This window comes from Streptomyces sp. NPDC020731 (assembly GCF_044334705.1).
Lineage (GTDB): Bacteria > Actinomycetota > Actinomycetes > Streptomycetales > Streptomycetaceae > Streptomyces.
The window spans coordinates 211030-226377 of the sequence record NZ_JBIRTN010000014.1 but is presented as its reverse complement, the minus strand read 5'-3'; the positions used below and the strand labels follow the sequence as shown (position 1 = coordinate 226377).

At 71.2% G+C, this 15348-nt stretch carries 10 protein-coding genes; 4 read left to right on the top strand and 6 right to left on the bottom strand.

From position 1 onward, the window contains the following. Window positions 1–414: 414 nt before the first annotated feature. Both ACH4VX_RS22860 and ptsP read left to right on the top strand, forming a co-directional pair. Entirely contained in the window at window positions 415–864 is a 450-nt protein-coding gene (locus ACH4VX_RS22860) for a PTS glucose transporter subunit IIA (RefSeq protein ID WP_398369577.1), read from the top strand. Window positions 865–941: 77 nt separating this feature from the next. Continuing rightward, on the top strand, window positions 942–2612 hold the full coding sequence (gene ptsP, locus ACH4VX_RS22855) for a phosphoenolpyruvate--protein phosphotransferase (protein ID WP_398369575.1): 1671 nt from the start codon (window positions 942–944) through the stop codon (window positions 2610–2612). Window positions 2613–2890: 278 nt separating this feature from the next. Here the strand turns inward: ptsP and ACH4VX_RS22850 are convergent, their stop codons facing one another. Then, window positions 2891–3778 carry a hypothetical protein gene (locus tag ACH4VX_RS22850; protein WP_398369573.1) on the bottom strand — a complete coding sequence of 296 codons (888 nt, stop codon included), beginning with the start codon at window positions 3776–3778 and terminating at the stop codon, window positions 2891–2893. Window positions 3779–3880: 102 nt separating this feature from the next. Next, window positions 3881–5848, bottom strand: a complete 1968-nt coding sequence (locus ACH4VX_RS22845) for an acetoacetate--CoA ligase (protein WP_398369571.1) — start codon at window positions 5846–5848, stop codon at window positions 3881–3883. Window positions 5849–6061: 213 nt separating this feature from the next. Between ACH4VX_RS22845 and ACH4VX_RS22840 the strand changes: the two genes are divergently transcribed. Continuing rightward, the gene (locus tag ACH4VX_RS22840; RefSeq protein WP_398369569.1) at window positions 6062–8440 is read left to right on the top strand and encodes a glycoside hydrolase family 31 protein; all 2379 of its coding nucleotides are present in this window, start codon (window positions 6062–6064) and stop codon (window positions 8438–8440) included. On the opposite strand, the gene ACH4VX_RS22835 is transcribed toward ACH4VX_RS22840, so the two are convergent. Both ACH4VX_RS22835 and ACH4VX_RS22830 read right to left on the bottom strand, forming a co-directional pair. Then, window positions 8431–8949 carry an NUDIX domain-containing protein gene (locus ACH4VX_RS22835; protein ID WP_398369591.1) on the bottom strand — a complete coding sequence of 173 codons (519 nt, stop codon included), beginning with the start codon at window positions 8947–8949 and terminating at the stop codon, window positions 8431–8433. The genes ACH4VX_RS22840 and ACH4VX_RS22835 overlap by 10 nt on opposite strands. Before the next feature lie 63 nt (window positions 8950–9012). Beyond that, the gene (locus ACH4VX_RS22830) at window positions 9013–9834 is read right to left on the bottom strand and encodes a M15 family metallopeptidase (protein ID WP_398369568.1); all 822 of its coding nucleotides are present in this window, start codon (window positions 9832–9834) and stop codon (window positions 9013–9015) included. Between the two features lie 390 nt (window positions 9835–10224). On the opposite strand from ACH4VX_RS22830, the gene ACH4VX_RS22825 reads away from it, so the two are divergent. Then, complete coding sequence (locus tag ACH4VX_RS22825; protein WP_398369566.1) at window positions 10225–10950, top strand: MIP/aquaporin family protein; 726 nt, start codon at window positions 10225–10227, stop codon at window positions 10948–10950. A gap of 123 nt (window positions 10951–11073) precedes the next feature. Here the strand turns inward: ACH4VX_RS22825 and ACH4VX_RS22820 are convergent, their stop codons facing one another. Together ACH4VX_RS22820 and ACH4VX_RS22815 are read right to left on the bottom strand one after the other, a co-directional pair. Beyond that, the gene (locus tag ACH4VX_RS22820; RefSeq protein WP_398369564.1) at window positions 11074–11679 is read right to left on the bottom strand and encodes a GTP-binding protein; all 606 of its coding nucleotides are present in this window, start codon (window positions 11677–11679) and stop codon (window positions 11074–11076) included. Beyond that, window positions 11660–15343 carry a hydantoinase B/oxoprolinase family protein gene (locus tag ACH4VX_RS22815; RefSeq protein ID WP_398369562.1) on the bottom strand — a complete coding sequence of 1228 codons (3684 nt, stop codon included), beginning with the start codon at window positions 15341–15343 and terminating at the stop codon, window positions 11660–11662. The genes ACH4VX_RS22820 and ACH4VX_RS22815 overlap by 20 nt, the downstream gene beginning before the upstream one ends. Between the last annotated feature and the right edge of the window lie 5 nt (window positions 15344–15348).

Genomic DNA, 15348 nt, shown 5'->3' with positions numbered 1-15348 from the left:
TTGAGTTCTCAAGGAACGGACGCTTCCTTTGTACTCACCCTCTCGGGCTTTCCTCCGGGCGCTTCCCTTCGGTCTTGCGTTTCCGACTCTATCAGTCTTTTTCCGACCCTCTGACCACCGTCTCGCAGACACGCAAGAAGTGATCCAAAGATAGGATCTGACGAGTTGGATTGCTGTCGAGAGAGGGGCGTCTGTTCGCGCCGCTCATCCCCGAGCAGGAGTACGACTCTACACGGGGTCGCGGACCATGTGCAAATCGATTAGAGTGCGTGGTCTAGACCTCTCGTCTAGACCACTGATCCGGACCTGTCCCCCGGAACCGGTACGTCACATGACATACGCTGCTGAACAGCGCGCCGGAGGCAGGCAGTGACGGCGGCGTACGTACAGATCTCCATGCCTGGGAGGCTTCCCATGACCACCGTGACGTCCCCGCTCGCAGGACGGGCCATCGGACTGGTGTCCGTGCCCGACCCGGTCTTCTCCGGGGCCATGGTCGGCCCGGGTATGGCGATCGACCCCGCGCGGGAGCCCTCCGAGGCCGTCTCCCCCGTCGACGGTGTGATCGTCTCTCTGCACCCGCACGCGTTCGTCGTCGTCGACGAGAGCGGGCACGGCGTGCTCACCCATCTCGGTATCGACACCGTGCAGCTCAACGGCGAGGGCTTCGAGCTGCTCGTCAACAAGGGTGACACCGTGACGCGCGGCCAGGGCATCGTGCGCTGGAACCCGGCCGCCGTCGAAGCCGCCGGCAAGTCCCCGGTGTGCCCGGTCGTGGCCCTGGAGGCAACGGCGGACGCTCTCTCCGAGCTTCGTGACGACGGCGACGTGAAGGCCGGCGACACCCTCTTCCTCTGGAAGTGACGCGGCGCCGTCCCGTGACGGCCACCAGGACAACCAACGCGGCGGCGGAGCCCGCCGCTCTACCGGAGACGGGTGAGATGGAGACAACGCTGCGAGGCGTCGGTGTCAGCCACGGTGTGGCGATCGGCGAGGTACGGCACATGGGTACGGCGGTGCTCGAGCCGCCGGCCAAGCAGATCCCGGCGGAGGAGGCGGAGCGTGAGCAAGGGCGCGCCCGCAAGGCCGTGGAGGCGGTCGCGGCCGATCTGACGGCGCGCGGCAACCTCGCCGGGGGCGAGGCCCAGGCGGTGCTCGAGGCGCAGGCCATGATGGCTCAGGACCCCGAGCTGATGGCCGACGTGGAGCGGCGCATCGCCGTCGGCAGCACCGCTGAGCGTGCGGTGTACGACGCGTTCGCCGCGTACCGCGAGTTGCTCGCGAATGCCGGTGAATACCTGGCGGGCCGCGTGGCCGACCTCGACGACGTGCGGAACCGTATCGTCGCGCGGCTGCTCGGAGTGCCGATGCCGGGTGTACCGGACAGCGACGAGCCGTACGTCCTCGTGGCCCGCGATCTCGCGCCGGCGGACACGGCTCTGCTCGACCCGACGCTGGTGCTCGGCTTCGTGACCGAGGAGGGCGGCCCCACCAGCCACAGCGCGATCCTGGCCCGCGCCCTCGGTGTCCCTGCCGTGGTCGCCCTGCCGGGTGCCGGTGAACTCGCCGAGGGCACGCTGATAGCGGTCGACGGCAGCAGCGGCGAGATCTTCGTGAACCCGAACGACGAGAAGAAGGCTCAGCTCGAGGAGGCGGCGGCCGAGCGCAAGGCGGCGCTGGCTGCGTCGACCGGGCCCGGTGCGACCGCCGACGGTCACAAGGTGCCGCTGCTGGCCAACATCGGTGGCCCGGCGGATGTGGCGGCCGCCGTGGAGGCGGGTGCGGAGGGCGTCGGTCTCTTCCGTACCGAGTTCCTGTTCCTCGACGACGACAAGAAGGCTCCTTCCGAGGAGAAGCAGGTCACGGCCTACCGTCAGGTGCTCAAGGCGTTCCCCGAGGGCCGTGTCGTGGTGCGGGTGCTGGACGCGGGCGCGGACAAGCCGCTGGACTTCCTCACTCCGGCGGACGAGCCGAACCCGGCGCTGGGCGTGCGTGGTCTGCGGACGCTGCTCGATCACCCCGGGGTGCTGCGTACGCAGCTGACGGCGCTGGCCAAGGCCGCCGAGGGACTGCCCGTCCACCTCGAGGTCATGGCCCCGATGGTGGCCGACCGGGCCGATGCCAAGGCCTTCGCGGACGCCTGCCGGGAAGCGGGGCTGCGGGCGAAGTTCGGCGCGATGGTCGAGATTCCGTCCGCCGCGCTGCGGGCGCGCTCGGTGCTGCAGGAGGTGGAGTTCCTGTCGCTGGGCACGAACGACCTGGCGCAGTACACGTTCGCCGCGGACCGTCAGGTGGGTGCGGTCTCCCGGCTGCAGGATCCGTGGCAGCCCGCGCTGCTCGACCTGGTGGCGCTTTCCGCCGAGGCGGCGAAGGCCGAGGGCAAGAGCTGTGGTGTCTGCGGTGAGGCCGCTTCCGACCCGCTGCTCGCGTGTGTGCTGACCGGTCTGGGGGTCACCTCTCTCTCCATGGGGGCGGCGTCCATCCCGTATGTACGGGCGTCGCTGGCGAAGTTCACGCTGGCGCAGTGTGAGCGGGCCGCGGCGGCGGCCCGGGCGGCGGACAATGCCGCGGATGCCCGTGACGCCGCTCAGGCGGTGCTGTCGGGCGAGTAGCCGGACCGGGCCGGTCGGCGATCGGTGTCCCCGGGGGGGGGCCCCCCCCGGGGGGGGGGGCCCCCCGGGGGGGGGGGGGCCGGGGGGGGGGGGGGGGCCCCGGCCCCCCCCCGGGGGGGGGGGGGGGCGGCGGGGGGGGGGGGGGGCCCCCGGGCGGGGGGGGGGGGGGCGCCGGCGGGGGGGGGGGGGGGGGGGGGGCCCCCGCCGGGGGGGGGGGGGGGGGGGGGCCCCGGGGGGCCCCCCCCGGGGGGGGGGGGCCGCCCCCGGGCGTTTCCGGCTCAGTGGCGGTGGGCCGTGCCCGGTCCCTCGCCGAGGTCGGGCGGCTCGCAGTAGTCGACGTTGGACTCCGGAGAGATGAGGTCTCCGGACTCGGCGTCGGTGCAGTAGGCGTCGAAGACCTCGCCGGCGGTGAGGGGTTCGAGACCGTGGGCGCGCAGTCGCCAGCCGTGGATCCGGTCGGGGCTGCCGGGTTTGCTGGTCCGCATGACCAGTCCGCCGGGGCTCTCGGTGGCGAGGCCGACGGCCAGGACGGTGGTGAATTCGAGGGCTTCGGACTCGTCGAGTTCCATCCGGCCGGAGATGTCCTCGGCGCGCAGGACTGCGACGAGCGTTTCGGGTGGTCCGGAGACGCTGCACACGAGGTGCCGCTCGCCGGGGGGTGCCGTGTCGAGAATGCGGACGAGGAGGTGTGAGGCGCGCGTGAAGGCGGCGCGGCCCAGGTCCTCACCACACGAGGCGCAGGCGCCGAGGCGGGCGAGGAGCGCGGCCGCGTACTCCCAGGTGGCGCGGCGGACGGCCTCGTCGACGAGGGTGGGCAGGAGGTCGGCCAGCGGGCGGCCGTCGTAGGGGACCGTGGAGCCGGTGGACGCGAGTGCGGCCGTGAACTTTGTGCGGCTGGTGTGGCTGTCGGGGTCGAGGCCCGTTTCCGCGCAGTACTCGGCGTAGTCCTCGGGGTCGAAAAGGGCCACCGTGGTGTGGCCGCCCTGCAGCGCGCGCGTCCTGAGGACGGCTTCCATGTGTTTGAGGTAGGTGGTGTGGTCGTCGAAGACGAAGCTGTCGTAGCGCCGCATGGCGCGGAAGTCGTGCTCGTCGGCCAGCAGGCCGATGGTGCCCGCGACTTCGCGGTGCAGGACGCGTCGCAAGGTCCGGTGGTCGGTGTACGCCATGTCTCCCCCTGTGCACAGTCGATCAATGCTCACTCACAGTAATCGTCGGCACTGACAACGGCGCCCGGCCGGAGGGGGAGCCGGTCTTCTCAGCGTGGCGGGTCAGGCGCGCTTGCGGGCGAGTTCCTCGTAGAAGGCGAGCAGGCCGAGGTTGTCGATGGATCCCGGGTTGACCGCCTTTTCCAGCGGAGTGCCCTGCAGGAGGCGCTTGACCGGGACCTCGATGCGTTTGCCGGTGAGGGTGTGCGGGACGCCGGGTACCTCGATGATCTCGTCGGGGACGTGGCGCGGTGACAGTTGTCCGCGGATGGTCTTCTTGATGCGGCCGCGCAGGTCCTCGTCGAGGGTGGCGCCGGGTGCCAGGTGGACGAACAGGGGCATCCAGTAGCCGCCGTCGGGCTGTTCGATGCCGATGACGAGGGATTCCCTGATCTCGGGGAGGCGTTCCACGGCTTCGTAGATGTCGGCCGATCCCATGCGGACGCCCTGGCGGTTGAGCGTGGAGTCGGAGCGGCCGTGGATGACGACGGAGCCCCGGGAGGTGAGGGTGATCCAGTCGCCGTGCCGCCAGACGCCGGGGTAGGTGTCGAAGTAGCTGTCGTGGTAGCGGGTGCCGTCGGGGTCGTTCCAGAAGTGGATCGGCATGGAGGGCATCGGGTTGGTGACCACGAGTTCGCCGACCTCGTCGGTCAGGGGCTTGCCGCCGGGGTCCCAGGACTGCAGATCCGTGCCCAGGCCGGGGGCCTGGAGTTCGCCGATGTGGACGGGAAGGGTGGGTACGGCTCCGGCGAAGCAGGAGCACACGTCCGTCCCGCCGCTGACGGAGGCGATCCACAAGTCGTCGCGGACCTCGTCGTGCAGCCAGCGGAAGCCGTCGGGGGGCAGGGGGGATCCGGTGGTCGCGACGCACCTCACCGCGGAGAGGTCGAAGTCGCGCGAGGGGTGCACGCCGGCCTTGCGGCATGCCATGACGTAGGCGGCGGAGGTGCCGTAGAGGGTGGCGCCGGTGCGTTCGGCGATGCGCCACTGGGCGCCCGTGTCCGGGTAGCCGGGGCTGCCGTCGTACAGGACGATCGTCGTTCCGGTCAGGAGGCCGGAGACGAGGAAGTTCCACATCATCCAGCCGGTGGAGGTGTACCAGAAGAAGCGGTCATCGGGGCCCAGGTCGCAGTGGAGACCGAGTTGCTTGAGGTGTTCGACGAGGATGCCGCCCTGGGACTGGACGATCGCCTTGGGCAGTCCGGTGGTGCCGGAGGAGTAGAGCACCCACAGCGGGTGGTCGAAGGGCACCTGCTCGAAGACCGGTTCGGTGTCCGCTGCGGTGAGGGCGGACCAGTCCAGTGCCCCGTCGGGGGCCTCGGTGCCGAGCAGGGGGATGTGCACGACGGCGCGCAGGGTGGGCAGTTCGCGGCGCAGTTCGGCGACGACGTCGCGTCGGTCGTGTTCCTTGCCGCCGTAGCGGTAGCCGTCGACGGTGAACAGGACGACGGGTTCGACCTGCTGGAAGCGGTCGAGGACGCTGCGTGCGCCGAAGTCGGGTGCGCAGGAGGTCCATACGCCGCCCACGGCCGCCGTGGCGAGGAGGGCGACGACGGCCTGGGGGATGTTCGGGAGGTATCCGCTGACTCGGTCTCCTGGGCGCACGCCCAGGGAGCGCAGCTCGGCCGCCAGGGAGCCGACCTGGCGGCGCAGCTCGGCCCAGGTAACGGGGCGCGGGTCATGGGTTTCGTCGACGTACAGCAGGGCCGCTTCCTCCGCGCGGGAGGCGGTGGCGCGCAGCGCGTGTTCGGCGTAGTTCAGCGTGGCTCCGGGGAACCACTGGGCGCCGGGCATCGAACGGTCGCCCAGGACGCGCACGTAGGGGGTCGAGAAGCGGACGTCGAACCACTCCGTGACCGCTTTCCAGAAGGTGTCCAGTTCGTCCACGGACCAGCGGTGGAGCGCCGTGTAACCGCCCTCGGCGGGGGCCCCGTGGCGTTCGGCGGCCCACGTCCGGAATGCAGTGATCCGTGCCTGGGCGATCTGTTCCCGGCTCGGCTGCCAGAGTGGCTGGGGGTTCACGGTCGACATGGGGCGGCTCCCGGACTGTGCGCGTCGTGTGCGTCCTCCGCGCACGGGCTGGGGTGTGCGCGTGACGCGGCTGACAGGGACGATGCCATGTGATCGACTTCCGCACCAGGGCGTCCCCCACATAGTCCGTGTCGTGAAGATGTGGTCCGATCACGGGTGAACGGCAGTTGAACGACCCGCGTGGTGGGCGCGGTCAATGGCAGGGTGAGCAGCATGGACGGTCGTGACCTGGTGCGTTCGGTGAAATCGGTCGGTTCGGTGGGGGCGGCTCAGGGGTTGCGTACCGTACGAGCAGCGTGGCGCAGGCGGCGGGCCGACGCCACCGGGCTGCCGCCGCGGGGGCCGGTGCGTGCGCGGGTGCCCGGAACCGTGCGGGAGGTGGAGCCGGGGCTCGGCGGTGGGCTGGTCAGGTTCGGCCGCTCGGAGTTGCGGATCTTCGTGGCGGTGAACGGGGCGGTTTTCTGGGGCTGGGACGGGGCTGCTCCGGAGCCGTCGTACGCGCTGGCCGGCCGCTGTCCCGATCCGGATCCGCGGGCCGCGCTGGAGCCGGACAAGGACGGTGGCTGGCGGGTGGTGGCCGAGCGGGTGACGGTGGTGGTCTCGCGGCACGGCGCGGTGGAGGTGCTCACCCCGGGGGGTGTGATGCTGCGGCGCGATCTGCCGCCACGGTGGTGGGAGCCGGTGGGCGGTGGTGCCGCGCGCTGGATGCAGCGGTCCGAGGTGCCGGCCGACGCGCGTTTCTTCGGGCTCGGGGGGCGTGCGTCGGGTCCCCGGCTGCGGGACGGCACGTACCGGTTGTGGAACGCCGCGCCCGGTCGTGCTGTCGGCCCCGGCGACGATCCTCTGTCCGTCACGATGCCGGTACAGATGGTGGTGGCCGACGCGGGCACGCATCTGGTGTTCCACGACAGCTCGTGGGACGGCACCGTGACGCTGCGGGAGGGTGAGGAGGGTGCCGGTTCCGGACACGACCGGACCGGGACGAGCGAGCTGCGCATGGACGGGGGCCCGCTGCGCTGCTGGGTGATGGTGGGTGCTCCCGCGCGGGTGCTGCTCGCCTGGGCCTCGCTCACCGGTGCGCCGGCGCTGCCGCCCGCGTGGGCGCTCGGTCACCATCACGCGCGAGGGGTTTTCGGCAGCGAGGAGGAGGTGCGGCGGATCGTCGCGGGGCACCGGGAGCACGGGCTGCCGCTCGACGCCGTGCACCTCGGCATCGAGCACTTCGATGTCCGTCAGGTGTTCACCGTGGACCAGGAGCGGTTCCCCAAACTGCCGGTTCTCGCGGACGAACTGCGGCGCGAGGGGATCAGGCTGGTGTCGGCCGTCGGTCCGGCGGTCGGCGCGGCACCCGGCACCACCGTGTACGACGAGGGGGTGGAGCGGGACGCGTTCGTGCGGGACGCCGCCGAGAAGGTCGTGGAAGGGGTCGGACGGGCCGGAGAGGTGGTCTTCCCGGACTTCACGCACGCGCGCGTGCGTGCGTGGTGGGGCGGTTTGTACACGGAGCGGCTGGCGCAGGGGTTCGCTGGCTTCTGGCACAGCATGGACGAGCCGACGTCCTTCACGGCCTTCGGCGAGCCGACGCTGCCGCGGTCGGCGCGCCACGCGCTGGACGGGCACGGAGGTGACCATCGCGAGGCGCACAACGTGTACGGGCTGTGCATGGCCCGGGCGGCGTACGAGGGGCTGCGGGAGCAGGCTCCCCGGGAGCGGCCGTTCGTGTTGTCGCGTTCCGGGTGGGCCGGTATGCAGCGTCACGGCGGGGCGTGGTCGGGCGAGGTGATGACGGGGTGGCCCGGGATACGGGCGGCGTTGTCGCTGGTGCTGGGGCTGGGCCTGTGCGGTGTTCCCTACGCGGGCCCGGACGTCGGCGGTTCCGGCGGGGAGGCGTCACCCGAGCTGTATCTGCGTGGGCTCCAGTTGGGGGCCTATCTTCCGTTCTTCCGCACCCATGCCGGTGCGCGTGCGGACCGGGGTGAGCCGTGGGAGCTCGGCGCGGACGTTCTCGAGCACGCGCGCGTGGCGCTCGTCGAACGCCGGCGGCTGCTGCCGTACTTCATGACGCTGGCGCATCTGGCCCGGCGTACCGGAGCGCCGTATGTGCGGCCGTTGTGGTGGTCGGCGCCCGAGGAGCGCGCGTTGCGCGACTGCGAGGACGCCTTTCTGCTGGGTGACTGTCTGCTGGTGGCGCCGGTGCTCGCGCCGGGTGTGGAGCGGCGGGCGGTCCAGCTGCCGCGCGGGCGGTGGTACGACACGGCGACGGGACGGGCGTACGACGGGCCGGCCCGGGTGTGGGTCGACGCGCCGCTGGGTCGGATACCGGTGTTCGCGCGCGGGGGTGCCGTTCTTCCGGTGCTGGGGGAGGACGGCGGTCCGGAGCTGGAGGTGTGGGCACCGGCCCGGGGGCGGACCGGGGGCGGGCTGGTGGTGCCGGATGCCGGCGAGGGCTGGGAGGAGCCGGAGATCGAGCGTTACACGGTGCGGTGGTCGGGTCCGCGGATCGTCGTCGAGCGGGAGGGCGAGGACGGTGGCGTGGAGCCGCCCTGTCCGGTGCGCGTCCGCGGGCTGGGCACGGGTGAGGGTCAGATGTAGCGGCCCTCGAACCAGGCCCGTGCGGCCAGGGTGTGCAGGGGGAACGCGAGTTCCTCCGGGCGGCGCAGCAGGTGGCGGTCCTCGGTCTCGTCGGTGCCGGTGAAGGGCGGCAGGTCTTCCACGGGGCGTTCCGGGAGGAGCCCGAACAGCAGCAGGTGTCCGTCGGGTGAGCTCATGGCGTCGGCGAGCCGTACGTCGCGGCTCGCCGCGACGATGCCGGTCTCTTCCCCGAGTTCACGGACGACGGCCTGGCGCCAGTCCTCGCGGTCGTCTATATAACCGCCGGGCAGGGCGGTACGCCCGCGCGCGGGCGCGATGGTGCGGGTGATGACGACGAGACCGGTGCCCTGCGTGTCGTACACGGGCTGGAGGGCGACCGCGACCGGCAGCGGGTTGCGGTAGGCGACGGTGCCGCAGGACGGGCAGGTGCGGGGCCGGCCGGAGACGCCCTCTCCGAAGGCCGTGCCGCAGCTCGAACAGTGGGAGTCCGGCGCGGAGTCGGGAGCCATGGCATGAGTTTCGGACACGCGCGGACTGTATCCGATCACGGTGGGGGCGTCTCCGGGGGCCGGTCAGTTGTGGCCGGTGAGTGACCTCCGGGACACCGGGAAGTCGAAGTAGGTGTCCGGGTGGCTCTCCGGCTTGAAGGTGTAGTGCCACCACTCCTCGGCGAGGTTCACGAAGCCGAGGTCTTCCAGGGTGTTCTTGAGGAGCAGCCGGTTGGCGTGTTGTTCGCCCTGGACACGCGGGTCGAGGGTGTGGCTGAGGGTGTCGAAGCAGTCGTAGCCGGTGCCCATGTCGACGGAGGTGTCGGGGAACCGCTCGTCCTCGGGGGCGAAGCAGGGGGCGAGGGGCTGTCCGGGATGGTAAGGCCTTGCCGGCTTCGTGGGGAGCTTCACGATGGTGAGGTCCACGGTCGAGCCACGGCTGTGGCCGGATTTCTCCGCGATGTAGCCGTCGGCGAACAACCGGGTCTTGTCGACGTTCGGGTAGAACTCGGTCTTCATCCTCTGGTCGTCGAGGTCCTTGGCCCAGCGTACGAAGTGGTCCACCGCGCGCTGTGGCCGGTAACAGTCGTACACCTTCAGGGAGTAGCCCTGACGCAGCAGCTTCCGCTGCGCCGTGTGGAGGGCGTCGGCGGCGGGGCGGGTGAGGATGCACAGCGGTTGCCGGTAGCCGGCGATGGGCTCGCCGACGAAGTTGTGCGGAGTGAAGTAACGGATCTCCTGGATGATCGTCGGGTCCACGCTGTTCAGTGCCACGAAGTCGCGGGGCGCCTGGGGTTCGGGCTTCGCCCGGGCGGTGGCGGAGGCGGTGGCGGAGGCGGCGGTCGCGGCGAGCAGGGCGGCGACGACGGTGACCAGACCGCGTACCGCGAGGGAGAGTCGTGTCATGTCTCCTGCGTCTATCAGGAGTCGGCCCCTCCGGGGAAGGACCCTTCCCCGGACCGTCGAGCGCCCGCGCCGCCGCGGAGGTGGCGTTTCCGGCCGGGTGGCCGATAACCGTTGCGGTCGGCGACCTTGACGCCCCCCGAGTGCCGGTGAACACTTCCCGGTGTCAGTCGACATCGCCGTACATCTCGGCGCATTCCGGCACGTCACCGCTGAGGTATTCCTGCGGCACGGACCACTCCCCCACGGGCGATTCGGCTGCGACGGCACGCTCGTCACGGACGCCGGGCGGGGCGCGGATCCTCCCTGCCTCCGGCTGAAGTCGCCATGGGAAACGCACCCTGCACGCGAGGTCCGGGGCGGATCGTCCCGGGCCGGGGCCTAGGAGCCGCCATGAGCAACGGAGACATATTCGTCGGGGAGATCATCGGCACCGCGATCCTGATCCTGTTCGGCGCCGGTGTGGTCGCCGCCGTCGTACTCAACTACTCGAAGGCGAAGGACGCCGGCTGGGTCGTCATCGCGCTGGGCTGGGGTTTCGGCGTGATGGCCGGGGCGTACACCGCCGCCCCGCTGTCGGGTGGGCATCTCAACCCGGCGGTCACCCTCGGGATCGCCATCGACACCGGGGAGTGGGACCACGTCCACGTCTACGTCGCCGGGCAGATGGCCGGCGCGATGCTGGGCGCCGTGCTGTGCTGGCTGGTCTACTACGCGCAGTTCCAGGCCAACGCCGAGGAGGACATGGCCCAGCCGACGCTCGGGATCTTCTCCACGGCCCCCACCATCCGCAACCCCGTCGCGAACCTCGTCACCGAGATCATCGCGACCATGGGCCTGGTGCTGCCGATCCTGGCGTTCGGGCTCACCGAGGGGCTCGGCGAGTCGGGCACGGCGATCCTGATCGTCTCGTTCCTGGTGGTCGGCATCGGCCTGTCGCTCGGCGGCCCCACGGGGTACGCCATCAACCCGGCCCGCGACCTCGGGCCGCGCGTCGTGCACGCGCTGCTCCCGATTCCCAACAAGGGCACCTCGGACTGGGGCTACGCGTGGGTTCCGATCGTGGGACCGCTCATCGGCGGGGCGCTGTCCGGGCTGGTCTTCAACGCAGCCTTCTGAACGAACCTCCGCACGAACGACGGGGGAGGGCGACGGCTGACCACACGCGCGTGGTGCGTCGTTCTCCGGGTCCGCGGCCTGTGCTCCGGTCGGCGGGAGTACGGCCGTGGACCTGCCGCCGTCTCAGGTGCCGACTGTCTGGCGTCGCTGTGCGGCCCGGGCCATGGCGTGCTGGACGACGCCGATGAGGGTCTCCTTGACCGACTCGCGGTCCCGCGCGTCGCACATCAGCAGCGGTACGTGGTCGTCGAGGTCGAGGGCGCGGCGGACGTCCTCGTCCGGGTAGCGCGCCGCTCCCTCGAAGCAGTTGACACCGACGAGGAACGGGATGGCGCGCCGCTCGAAGTAGTCGATGGCCGCGAAACAGTCCTCCAGGCGCCGGGTGTCGGCGAGGACGACGGCTCCGAGTGCGCCCTCGGACAGCTCGTCCCACATGAACCAGAACCGCTCCTGACCGGGCGTGCCGAAGAGGTACAGCACCAGGTCCTCGCGGAGCGTGATGCGGCCGAAGTCCATGGCCACGGTGGTGGTGTTCTTGGCTTCCACGCCGGAGGTGTCGTCGACCGGGCGCCCCGCCTCGGTGAGGAGTTCCTCGGTGCGCAGCGGCCGGATCTCGCTGACCGCGCCGACGAGCGTGGTCTTGCCCACGCCGAAGCCGCCGGCCACCAGGATCTTGAGCGTGACGGGCTCGACCGGGGGCTTGCCGCGCTCAGAACGCCCGAAGATCATCGATCTCTTCTCCTGCTTGATGGGGTTCGGGCGGCGGGCCGTATCCCCCGCCGCCGGGGGTTTCGACGACGAGCACGTCGCCGGGTCCGACGTCCGCCGAGTCGCTTCCGGCGAGCCGGGTGACCGTGCCGTCCGCTCGTTCGATCCGGTGGGCGCCCGGTGTGCCGGGTTCACCTCCGGCCATGCCGTACGGGGGGACCCTGCGGTGCTGGGACAGCGTGGAGACCGTCATGGACTCCAGGAAGCGGATGCGGCGCACGGCTCCGTCCCCGCCGCGCCAGCGTCCGGCGCCGCCGCTGCCGTGGCGCACCGCGAACTCCTCGAGGCGGACGGGAAGCCGCCACTCCAGGATCTCGGGGTCGGTGAGCCGGGAGTTGGTCATGTGGGTCTGTACGACGGATGCGCCGGGGAAGCCGTCTCCGGCGCCCGAGCCGGAGGCGACGGTTTCGTAGTACTGGTGGCGGGCGTTGCCGAAGGTGACGTTGTTCATGGTGCCGGAGCCCTCCGCCTGGACGCCGAGGGCCGCGTACAGGGCACCGGTGATGGCCTGGGAGGTCTCCACATTGCCCGCGACGACGGCGGCCGGCGGCTCGGGAGCCAGCATGGAGCCCGGCGGCACGATGATGTCCAGCGGGCGCAGACAGCCGTCGTTGAGCGGGATGTCGTCGGTGACCAGGGTGCGGAAGACGTACAGGACGGCCGCGTTGACGACGGAGAAGGGGGCGTTGAAGTTGGTGGGCAACTGGGCGGAGGTGCCGGTGAAGTCGATGGTCGCGCAGCGGTTCTCGCGGTCCACGCGGACGCGTACGCGGATGACGGCGCCCGAGTCGGTCTCGTAGGCGTACGCGCCGTCGTCGAGGGCGTCGATGACGCGGCGCACCGCTTCTTCGGCGTTGTCCTGGACGTGCTTCATGTAGGCCTGGACGACGTCGAGGCCGAAGTTCTCGATCATGCGGCCGACCTCGTCGACGCCCTTGTGGTTGGCGGCGATCTGGGCGCGCAGGTCGGCGAGGTTGGTCTTCGGGTTGCGGGAGGGGTGGGGGGCCTCGGTGAGGAGGCGGAGGGTCTCCTCCTCACGGAAGCGGCCGTTCTCGGTGAGCAGCCAGTCGTCGAAGAGGACGCCCTCCTCGTCCATGGTGCGGCTGTCGGCCGGCATGGAGCCCGGGGCGATGCCGCCGATCTCGGCGTGGTGGCCGCGTGAGGCGACGTAGAAGAGGACCTTCCGGTCACTCTCCGTGCCGTCGGCGAACTCGGCGCCGAAGACCGGGGTGATGACGGTGACGTCGGGCAGATGGGTGCCGCCGTGGTACGGGTCGTTGACGGCGTAGGTGTCCCCGGGGCGCATGGCCGGGCCGCGCCGCCGGATGACCTCCTTGACGCTCGTGCCCATCGAGCCCAGGTGGACGGGGATGTGCGGGGCGTTGGCCACCAGGTTTCCGTCGGGGTCGAAGAGGGCGCAGGAGAAGTCCAGACGTTCCTTGATGTTGACCGACTGGGCGGTGGACTCGAGGCGGGCGCCCATCTGTTCGGCGATGGACATGAAGAGGTTGTTGAAGACCTCGAGCAGCACGGGGTCGACTTCCGTGCCGGTTCGGGAACTCTGCGTAACCGCGACGCGTTCCATGACCAGATGCCCGTCGTCGGTCGCCTCGGCCCGCCAGCCGTCGTCGACGACGGTCGTCGCTCCGGACTCGGTGATGATCGCGGGGCCGGTGACGGTTTCGCCGGGGGGAAGGTCCTCGCGGCGGTGGAGGGGTACGTCGCGCCAGGTGCCGCCGGTGTGGAGGCGGACGGTCCGTGGGGCCTCGGTGCGCTGTCGCGGGGTGTCTTCGTGGGGAGCGAGGGCGGAGAGATCGGGGGGTTCGGTGATGCCGGTGGCTTCGACGGAGAGGGCTTCGACGACGATCGGGCGGTCGAGCGTGAAGGAGTACGTGGCGCGATGACGTTCTTCGAAAACGTGCCGCATCGTGCCGGGCTCGGTCAGTTCGACCGTGAGGGTGGTGTCGGTGCCGTCGTAGCGGAGTTGGGCGCGGCGGATGACCTCGATGCGCTCCTCGGGGACGTCCTCGGCGAGGAGTTCCGCGCGGGCCGCCGCTTCGAGGTCGCCGGCGGTCTTGTGGACACCGGGCATGGAGGACGGTTCCAGGAGGGCCTCGACGGAGCGTTCCCGCATGGCCGTGGTGTCGGCGAGGCCGATGCCGAGCGCGGACAGGACACCGGCCATGGGCGGGACGAGGACGGTGCGGATGCCGAGGGAGTCGGCGACCATGCACGCGTGCTGTCCGCCCGCTCCACCGAAGGTGGTGAGGGCGTACCGGGTGATGTCATGGCCTTTTTGAACGGAGATCCGTTTCACCGCGCCGGCGATGTTGGCGACGGCGATCCGCAGGTAACCCTCGGCGACCCGCTCGGGGGTGCGGTCGTCGCCGGTCTGCTCGCGGATCTCGCCGGCGAGGACGGTGAAGCGGTCGCGGACGAGTGCGTCGTCCAGGGGCCGGCCGCCGTCCGGGCCGAACACCGTGGGGAAGTGGGCGGGCTGGATACGGCCGAGCATGACGTTGGCGTCGGTGACCGTGAGCGGCCCGCCGCGCCGGTAGCAGGCGGGGCCCGGGTCGGCGCCCGCCGAGTCCGGCCCCACGCGGTAGCGGGAGCCGTCGAAGTGGAGGACCGAGCCGCCGCCTGCGGCGACGGTGTGGATGTCCAGCATGGGCGCGCGCAGCCGGACTCCGGCGATCTGTGTGGTGAAGACGCGTTCGTACTCGCCCGCGAAGTGCGAGACGTCGGTGGAGGTGCCGCCCATGTCGAAGCCGATGACGCGGTCGAAGCCGGCGAGTTGCGACATGCGGGCCATGCCGACGATGCCGCCGGCCGGCCCGGACAGGACGGCGTCCTTGCCGCGGAACCGGCCGGCTTCGGTGAGGCCGCCGTTGGACTGCATGAACATCAGCCGTACGCCGTCGAGCTCGTCGGCGACATGGCGGACGTAGCGGCGCAGCACGGGCGAGAGGTAGGCGTCGACGACGGCGGTGTCGCCGCGTGGGACGAGCTTCATCAGGGGACTGACCTCGCTGGACAGCGAGATCTGCGGGAAGCCGATGCGGGCGGCGAGTTCCCCGACCGCTTGTTCGTGGGCGGGGTGGAGATGGCTGTGCACGCAGACCACGGCGACGGCCCGGATGCCGTCGTCGTACGCCTGTCGCAGCGGTCCGGCGAGGGCGCCCAGGTCGGGGGCGCGCAGGACGGTGCCGTCGGCGGCGATGCGTTCGTCCACCTCGACGACCCGTTCGTGCAACAGCTCGGGCAGGTCGATACGGCGGGCAAAAATGTGCGGGCGGTTCTGGTAGGCGATGCGCAGCGCGTCGCGGAAGCCGCGGGTGACGACCAGCAGGGTCCGTTCGCCCTTGCGCTCGAGAAGGGCGTTGGTGGCGACGGTGGTCCCCATGCGCACGGCGTCGACGGGGTCGTCGGATCCGGCCAGCAGTTCGCGGACGCCCACGACCGCCGCGTCGGTGCCGCGTGTCCCCCGGCCCTCGCGGTGGCGGGTGTGCTCCGGAGCCGGGTTGTCGGACAGCACCTTGCGCGTCAGCAGCCGTCCGTCGGGGCGCCTCGCGACGATGTCGGTGAAGGTGCCGCCTCGGTCGACCCAGAACTGCCAGCCTGTCACGTCAG

Excerpts from the sequence above, each read along its gene's own strand:
- ACH4VX_RS22860 (WP_398369577.1), top strand. The coding sequence starts at position 415 with ATGACCACCGTGACGTCCCCGCTCGCAGGACGGGCCATCGGACTGGTG.
- ptsP (WP_398369575.1), top strand. The coding sequence starts at position 942 with ATGGAGACAACGCTGCGAGGCGTCGGTGTCAGCCACGGTGTGGCGATC.
- ACH4VX_RS22850 (WP_398369573.1), bottom strand. The coding sequence starts at position 3,778 with ATGGCGTACACCGACCACCGGACCTTGCGACGCGTCCTGCACCGCGAA.
- ACH4VX_RS22845 (WP_398369571.1), bottom strand. The coding sequence starts at position 5,848 with ATGTCGACCGTGAACCCCCAGCCACTCTGGCAGCCGAGCCGGGAACAG.
- ACH4VX_RS22840 (WP_398369569.1), top strand. The coding sequence starts at position 6,062 with ATGGACGGTCGTGACCTGGTGCGTTCGGTGAAATCGGTCGGTTCGGTG.
- ACH4VX_RS22835 (WP_398369591.1), bottom strand. The coding sequence starts at position 8,949 with ATGGCTCCCGACTCCGCGCCGGACTCCCACTGTTCGAGCTGCGGCACG.
- ACH4VX_RS22830 (WP_398369568.1), bottom strand. The coding sequence starts at position 9,834 with ATGACACGACTCTCCCTCGCGGTACGCGGTCTGGTCACCGTCGTCGCC.
- ACH4VX_RS22825 (WP_398369566.1), top strand. The coding sequence starts at position 10,225 with ATGAGCAACGGAGACATATTCGTCGGGGAGATCATCGGCACCGCGATC.
- ACH4VX_RS22820 (WP_398369564.1), bottom strand. The coding sequence starts at position 11,679 with ATGATCTTCGGGCGTTCTGAGCGCGGCAAGCCCCCGGTCGAGCCCGTC.